A 7,066-nucleotide genomic window follows, 5' to 3' on the forward strand; every position below is an offset into this window, starting at 1 on the left:
AACACCCCAACACCCCCCGTAGGGGGGCACCAGTGGGGGCCCCTTCCCCCTGTAAAAAAAAAAGAAACGACCCCCCCCCCACCCACTCCCCCCCCCGCCGAAAGGTTCCGAGATGACGTCGGGTCAGAGCCCCGCGATCACCCCGTCCAGCAGCTCGAACAGGGAATCGAGCTGTTCCTCGGTGATCACGAAGGGGGGCGCGAGGATGATGGTGTCCATCGTCACCCGCGTGACGGCCCCCGCCTGGAACAGCCCCTGCAGCGCCGCGAGGCCCCGCGCCCCCGGGGCCGCGCCGGGCGCGAGGTCCACGGCCGCGAGCATCCCGAAGCCGCGGATGCCGGTGACGACCTCGTGCCGGCCCAGCGCCTCGACCCGCTCCATCAGCTTGGGCGACATGGCCTTCGAGCGCGCGAAGAGGTCCTCGTCCCGGTAGATCTTCAGCGCGGCGAGCGAGGCGGCGCAGGCGATCGGGTTGGCCGACCAGGTGTAGCCGTGGAAGAACTCGATGCCCGCCGGGGCGTCCTCGACGATGGCGTCGTGGACGCTGTCCTTCACCGCCACGGCGGCCATGGGGACCGTGCCGTTGGTGATCGCCTTGGCCATGGTCATCAGGTCGGGCGTGACACGATAGGTCTGGGCGGCGAAAGCCTCGCCCGTGCGGCCGAAGCCGGTGATCACCTCGTCGAAGATCAACAGGATCCCGTGGCGGTCGCAGATCTCCCGCAGGCGTTGCAGGTACCCCATGGGCGGGACCAGGATGCCGACCGAGCCCGAGATCGGCTCGACGATGCAGGCGGCGATGGTGTCGGCGCCGTAGAGGTCCACGGCCCGCTGCAGGTCGTCGGCGAGGTCGGCGCCCGCCTCGGGCTGGCCGGTGGTCTTGGACATGTAGTCGAGCTGCGTGTGCCGCATGTGATGCACGCCCGGCATCCCGAGGCCGAACATCTCGCGGTTCTTGACCATGCCGCCGACGGACCAACCGGCGAAGTTGACGCCGTGATAGCCCTTCTCACGCCCCACGACGCGCTGGCGCTGCGCCTCGCCGCGGCGGCGGTGGTACTGGAAGGCGATCTTGATGGCCGATTCCACCGCCTCGGAGCCGGAATTGGCGAAGAAGATCTTGTTCATCCCCTCGGGCGTCAGCTTCGCGATCTCGGTCGACAGCTGGAAGGCGCCCGGCGTGCCGAACTGGAAGGGCGGGGCGAAATCGAGCCGGTCGAACTGCGCCGCCACCGCGTCGCGGATCTCGGTGCGGCCATGGCCCGCGGGGGTGGTGAAGAGGCCCGAGACGGCGTCGAGCAGCTTCTCGCCCCGGTCGTTCCAGTAATGCACGCCCTCGGCGCGCGCGAGGATCCGCGGGTCGGCCTTGAAAGCGCGGTTGGCGGTGAAGGGCATCCAGTAATCGGAGAGCGGGATGTTGGGGGCGGCGTCGGACATGGGGGCCTCGGGTCGGTGGGAGGGACTGGGCCGGATGGTGCGCTGCACGCGAGAGGGGCGACAGGGCCAGCGGCGCGGGATCCATGGGGCCAGCGGGGGGGCGCCGGGGCCAGGCCTCAGGCCAGCAGCTCCGCCGCCCCGCGCGCGCCCGCGGCCAGCGCCATGACGCCGAGGGACGCGAGGGCGAGCCTGCGCCAGCCGTTCTCGCTCGTGCGTTTGAAGATGCGGCCCCCCGCCCAGGTCCCCGCCAGCAGCGCCGGGAAGGCGCAGAGCGAGAGCGCGGCGGGCCCGGCCCCGAGCAGCCCCCCGGCCCAGAGGCCCGGCAGCGCCATGAGCGAGGTGAAGAAGAAGAACAGCATCAGCGAGGCCCGCGCCGTCGCCGCCGGGGTCCCCGCGCGCATGAAGAACGCCACCGCCGGCGGCCCGGCCATGCCCGCGAGCCCGCCGAAGAGGCCCGAGAGGACGCCCGCGGGCAGCGCCTCGCGCCCCGGATCGCCGCGATGGCCGGGGGCGAGGAGCAGGATGGCGAGGCCCAGCATGACGGCGGCGGCGATCAGCAGGCGCATCAGCGCCGGGTCCGCCCAGGCCAGCAGCGCCGTCCCGACCGGCACCCCGAACAGCGCCCCTGCCCCGAGGCGGCGCAGCGCGCCCCAATCCGCGTCGGCGCGGATCGTCGCCATGTCCTTCACCCCCGCGAGCACCTGAAGCAGGATCACGCTGGTCACGGCGGCCTGGGGCTCGAGGAACAGCGACAGCAGCGGCGCGGCGGCCAGCGCGAAGCCGAACCCCGTGATCCCGCGCAGCACCGCGGCGGCGAACACCGCGGCGGCGGTCAGGATCAGCGGCTGCGCATCGGGCAGGAACTCCATGCCCCCTCCTCAGTCCATGGCGAAGACGATGGTCTTCGACCGGGTGAAATGCTCTCGCATCGCTTCCAGCGACGCCTCCTTGCCCAGCCCCGAATTGCCGAAGCCGCCATAGGACAGGTTGGGCTGGATGGTCAGGTTCTGGTTCACCTGCACATAGCCCGCATTCAGCCGCTTCGTCGCGTCCATCGCGACGCGCAGGTCCCGCGTCCAGACGGTGGCGGCAAGGCCGTAGCCGCTGTCATTGGCCCGGGCGATGACGTCCTCGTAATCGTCCCAGATCTGGATGACCGCGACGGGGCCGAAGATCTCCTCGCGCACGCAGGGGTGATCTTCGGGCAGGCCCAGCAGGAGCGTCGGCAGGGCGAAGAGGTCGGGGGCCAGGGCGGGGTCCTCGGGCAGGCGCCCACAGCGGATCACCTCGGCGCCGGGATGCGCCTCGGCCAGCGCCACGTAGCGGTCCACCGTGGCCTTCTGCTTCGCGTTGATGATGGTCCCGATATCGGTGGCCTCGGCGAGCGGATCGCCGATGACCATGGCCCCAAGGGCCGCGCGCAGGCGCGACAGGAACGCCTCCGCCACGTCGCGGTGCAGGTAGATGCGGCTCGCCGCGGTGCAGCTCTGCCCCTGCCGGGTGAAGCGCATCCCGGCGATGGCGCCGGCGACGGTGCGGTCCATGTCGGCGTCGGCGCAGACGATCATCGGCGACTTGCCGCCGAGTTCCAGCGACACGGGGATGATCCGCGCCGCCCCCGCGGCATAGACCGCGCGGCCCGCTGCCTCGGAGCCGGTGAAGGTGATCTTGGCGACCTCCGGGTGGGCGGTCAGCGCGGCGCCGCAATCGGGGCCGGTCCCGGTGACCACGTTCAGGGCGCCTGCGGGCAGCAGGTCCGACAGGATGGCGGCGACGGCGAGGGTGGCGAAGGGCGCCTCTTCCGACGCCTTCACCACCACGGCGTTGCCCGCGACCAGCGCCGGGCCGATCTTCAGCGCCATCAGCACCAGCGGCACGTTCCAGGGCAGGATCGCGGCGACGACGCCCAGCGGCTCTCGGGTCGTGGCGGCGAAGACGGCGGGGTCGAAGGGGATCGTCTCGCCCTTCAGCTCTCCGCCGAGGCCGCCATGGAAACGCAGGATGTCGGCGGCCACCTTCAGCTCGCCCCGGCATTCCGTGCGCAGGGCCTTGCCGGTCTCGCGCGCCAGCAGGCGGGCGAGGGGTTCGGCCTGCGCGTCGATCAGGTCGGCGGCGCGCGCCAGGATCGCGCCGCGGGCGCGGGCGGGCGTGGCGGCCCAGAAGGGGAAGGCGGCGCGGGCGGCGGCGACGGCGGCGGAGACCTCGGCGGGGCCGGAGGCGGGGGCGGAGGCGAGGGGCTTGAGGGTGGCGGGCTCGATGACCTCGAGCAGCTTCGCGGCGGGGACGAGGCGCCCGCCGACGAGGTTCATGCCCGAGAGCAGCGCCAGCCAGTCCTCGGGGGACGCGTCGGCGCCGGGAAGGGTCGGGAGGGCGGACATGTCGTTCATCGGCTCACCTGCGGGCTGGGACGGGTCGCCATCCGTGATGCACCGCAGCACGCGCCGCGTCACGGGGCCAGCCGGGCGGAACCCATGGGGCCAGATGGGGGCCAGAGGGGAGCGCCCTCAGCCCCGCAGCGCCGCGGCGACGGCGGCGAGCGCCTTGATCCCCGGCTCGATCAACGGGGCGTCGATGGAGGAAAGGCCGAGCCTTATGAACCGCCCCTCCCGCCCCCGCGCCATGAACGGATCGCCCGATTCCACCAGCACCCCCGCCTCGGCCGCCGCCGGGATCAGCGCGCGACCGTCGAGGTCCCCGGGAAGCTCCAGCCAGAGCGAGGAGCCGCCCTGCCCCGGCCCGCGGCGGAAGCCCTCCAGGTGGCGGTCGCAGGCCGAAGCCGCCGCCGCCCACCGCGCCTCGAGCGCCCCACGCAGCCCGCGCACGAGGCCCTGGTAATGGCCGCCCTCGATGAAGACCGCCGCGGTGCGCTGGTTGTTGAGCGGCGCCGAGCGGTGCATCAGCCGCCGCAGCGCCCGCGCCTCGGCCACCAGCGGCGCGGGGGCGACCAGCCAGCCGATGCGCATCCCCGGGGCCAGCACCTTGGACATGGTGCCGAGATGGATCACCCGCCCGTCCCGGTCCTGGGCCTTGAGCGCGGGGGGCGCGCCCTCGGGGCGGGTCTCGCCTTCATAGTCGTCCTCGAGGATCAGCAGGTCCTCGCCCCGCGCGAGGTCCAGCAGCGCGGCGCGGCGATCCGCGGGCATGGTGGCCATGGTCGGGCAGTGATGGCCGGGGGTGACGAGGGCGAGGTCGGCGCCCTTCAGCGCCGCGCGGGCTTCCGCCCCCAGGGTCAGGCCATGGGCGTCCACCGGGATGCGGCGCAGCTCGGCCCCGGCGGCGCGGAAGATGTTGCGCGCGTCGGGATAGCCGGGGTCCTCGACCGCCGCCACCGCGCCGGCGCCGAGCAGGAGGCGCGCGACGAGGTAGATGCCGTGCTGGCTGCCGAGGGTGATCATCACCTCGTCGGCCCGGGCGAAGACGCCGCGCTGCGGAAGGACATGGCGGCGCAGTTGCTCGATCAGCATCGGGTCGTCCTCGACCGCGCGGTCGGCGGACCACCAGTCGATGGCCGAGCGGCCCATGGCGTCGCGCGCGCAGGCCCGCCAGGCGCCGATGGGGAACAGGTCCGGGTCCACCTGCCCGTAGCAGAACGGGTAGCGGAAGGCGCGCCAGTCCGCGGGCTTGACGATGTGGCGCATGGCGGCGGGGCGCAGGCGCAGGCGCGCGTCCCAGTCGGGGGCGCTTTCGGGCGCGGGGCGCGGCGGGGCGGCGGGCGCGGGCGGCGTGTCGCCGACGAAATAGCCGCGCCGTTCGCGGGCGGTCAGCCAGCCCTTGGCCACCAGGTCCTCGTAGACCGCGGTGACGGTGTTGCGCGCGACGCCGATCTCGGCCGCGAAGGCGCGGGTGGGGGGCAGTTTCTGCCCCGAGGGCAGCCGCCCGTCATTGATCGCGGCCACGAGCGAGGCGCGCAGCCAGGTCTGGATCGGCACGAGCGGATCGCGCGGGGCGAGGAGCGGGTGGTCGGTCATCGGCGCGAAGCCTCGCGCGCGCGGCGGGATCGGTCAATAGGGCTGACGGAACTCGCCGCCCGCCCCCCGCCCGCCCCGCTCCCCCGGCCTTCCCCCCGCTTCCCCTTGCCCCGGCCCCGCGCGCCCCCTAGGCTCCGTCCCCGGAGGATGACCACGCCCGCGCTTCGCGCCGCCGACAGGTCCCCGCCATGGCCCGCGCCGGGTCATGCGGGCGGCGGGCGCGACGATGCGGGCCGGTGCGGGAGGCGCCCCGGATGTTCGAATCCACTCAAGGAGCGATGCTCGACGGCCTCAAGGTCGTCGATCTCACAGGCGTGGTCTTCGGACCGCTCGCCACCCAGATCCTCGGCGACCACGGGGCCGAGGTGATCAAGATCGAGGGCCCGGGCGGCGACGTGCTGCGCCACACCGTGACCCCGCGCAACGCGCCCGGCATGGCGGGCAATTTCATGGCGCTCAACCGCGGCAAGGCCTCGGTGATGCTGGACCTGCGGCAGGAGGAGGACCGGGAGGTTCTGCGCGGGCTGCTGGAGGAGGCGGACGTCTTCATCCACAACGTGCGCCTGCAGGGGATGGAGCGGCTGGGCTTCGGCCCGGACGCGGTGCGGGCGCTGAACCCGGGCATCATCTACGTCCATTGCTCGGGCTTCGGCGCGGGCGGGCCCTATGCCGGGCTCCAGGCCTATGACGACATCATCCAGGCGGCCTCGGGGGCGGCGACGCTGCTGCCGCGGGTGGACGGGAACCCGCAGCCGCGCTTCATGCCCAGCCTGCTGGCCGACAAGGTCGGGGGGCTGAGCGCGGTCTACGCGACGCTGGCCGCGCTGATCCACCGGATGCGCACGGGCGAGGGCCAGTTCGTCGAGGTGCCGATGTTCGAGGCGTTCTCGAAATTCATGCTGCAGGAGCATCTCGGCGGGCGCTATCACGATCCGCCGAGCGGCCCCGCGGGCTACCAGCGCCAGCTGGACCCGGGGCGCCAGCCCTGCCCCACGGCGGATGGCTACGTGGTGTTCCTGCCCAACCGGATGCCGCAATGGCGGCCGATCTTCGCGGCGCTGGGGGATGCCGATTACCTCGACCGGCATGGGCTGGAGACTGACCAGCAGATCCGCGCGGCGCAGCCGGAGATCTACCAGCATGTCCGCACCCTGACCCCGGCGCAGACCAGCGCGCATTGGGAGGAGGTGCTGCGCGCGGCGGGGGCGCCCTGCATGGCGGTGCGGGATCTCGAGGACATGACGACGGATCCGCATCTCGAGGCCGTGGGGTTCTTCGCCCGGCACGAGCACGCGACGGAAGGGATGGTCAACGACATCCGGGAGCCGGTGCGCTACGGCGCCTGGACGCCCGCGCCGCCGGGGGACGCGCCGGCGCTGGACGCGGATGGCGCGCGGATCCGGGCGCGGCTGGCGGCGAAGCGCGGCGGCGAGGGCTGAGGGCCAGGCAGGCGGCCGGGCGCCATGGCGGCGGCACGCCGCCTGCGCCCGCAACCGGGGGGCTTGTCCCCCCAGGGCGCGGGCGCACGGCCCTCCTTGCGCATCGCTCCCTCCCCCGGGTGCGGGGGGGCGCGGGGGGGGGGGGCGCCCCACCCTACATCCCCCGACACGCCAAGGGGGAGGGGGGGGGTTCTCTCTCCCACCAACGAAAAAAGAAAGGGG

The 7,066-nt window shown here is 73.5% G+C and carries 5 protein-coding genes; 1 reads left to right on the plus strand and 4 read right to left on the minus strand.

Annotated elements, in window-relative coordinates:
* Window positions 1-123: 123 nt before the first annotated feature.
* From ACQ5SO_RS12995 to ACQ5SO_RS13010, 4 genes are all read right to left on the minus strand, one after another.
* A complete protein-coding gene (locus ACQ5SO_RS12995) occupies window positions 124-1,437 on the minus strand; it encodes an aminotransferase class III-fold pyridoxal phosphate-dependent enzyme (RefSeq protein WP_430942038.1) in 1,314 nt (437 codons plus the stop codon).
* Window positions 1,438-1,553: 116 nt separating this feature from the next.
* On the minus strand, window positions 1,554-2,306 hold the full coding sequence (locus tag ACQ5SO_RS13000) for a TSUP family transporter (RefSeq protein ID WP_430942039.1): 753 nt from the start codon (window positions 2,304-2,306) through the stop codon (window positions 1,554-1,556).
* 9 nt (window positions 2,307-2,315) lie between these two features.
* Window positions 2,316-3,824: an aldehyde dehydrogenase family protein gene (locus tag ACQ5SO_RS13005; RefSeq protein ID WP_430942040.1), complete on the minus strand. Its 1,509-nt coding sequence runs from the start codon at window positions 3,822-3,824 to the stop codon at window positions 2,316-2,318.
* Between the two features lie 117 nt (window positions 3,825-3,941).
* Complete coding sequence (locus ACQ5SO_RS13010; protein ID WP_430942041.1) at window positions 3,942-5,405, minus strand: PLP-dependent aminotransferase family protein; 1,464 nt, start codon at window positions 5,403-5,405, stop codon at window positions 3,942-3,944.
* Between the two features lie 254 nt (window positions 5,406-5,659).
* Between ACQ5SO_RS13010 and ACQ5SO_RS13015 the strand changes: the two genes are divergently transcribed.
* Window positions 5,660-6,844, plus strand: coding sequence for a CaiB/BaiF CoA transferase family protein (locus tag ACQ5SO_RS13015; protein ID WP_430942042.1), 1,185 nt, complete (start codon window positions 5,660-5,662; stop codon window positions 6,842-6,844).
* Window positions 6,845-7,066: the final 222 nt, after the last annotated feature.

Source organism: Rhodovulum sp. DZ06 (genome assembly GCF_050586345.1).
Taxonomy (GTDB): Bacteria; Pseudomonadota; Alphaproteobacteria; order Rhodobacterales; family Rhodobacteraceae; genus JBOCEF01.